Genomic DNA, 549 nt, shown 5'->3' with positions numbered 1-549 from the left:
CGCCGCTTCCGCATTCTCAACGTGGTCGACGACGTCACCCGCGAGTGCCTGGCGGCGATCCCCGACACCTCGATCTCGGGACGCCGCGTCGCGCGTGAGCTGACAGCGCTGATCGCTCGGCGGGGCTGTCCTGCCATGATCGTCAGCGACAACGGCACGGAGTTCACGTCCACGGCCATCCTGGCCTGGGCGCAGGATCATGGCGTCGATTGGCACTACATCGCGCCCGGCAAGCCGACCCAGAACGGGTTTGTGGAATCCTTCAACGGCCGCATGCGCGACGAACTGCTCAACGAGAGCCTGTTTTTCAGTCTGGATCACGCCCGCCAGAAGGTCGCTGCCTGGGCGCTGGACTACAATACCCGCCGACCGCACTCGTCGATCGGCTACCTCACCCCGGAGGCCTTTGCCGCCAGTCTGACCGCAACAGGCCGATCCGCTGCGCAGTATGAAAGCTGCGCGGCTCGGCCTGTTGCTCACCCCACGCTGCGAGGCGTAACTAACCCAAGGACTCTGGTCGCCGCTGGATGAAAACTCAGAGGCACGTCA

Annotated in this window: 1 protein-coding gene; it reads left to right on the top strand. The window is 64.8% G+C overall.

All coding sequences use genetic code 11. From position 1 onward, the window contains the following. The coding region (locus JKF87_RS18165) for an integrase core domain-containing protein (protein ID WP_201101276.1) at positions 1-531 on the top strand (531 nt) is incomplete at its 5' end. Positions 532-549: the final 18 nt, after the last annotated feature.

Origin of the sequence: Brevundimonas nasdae, assembly GCF_016654005.1 — a bacterium.
Classification (GTDB): Bacteria; Pseudomonadota; Alphaproteobacteria; order Caulobacterales; family Caulobacteraceae; genus Brevundimonas; species Brevundimonas nasdae.
This window is presented reverse-complemented; position numbering and strand designations above follow the sequence as displayed.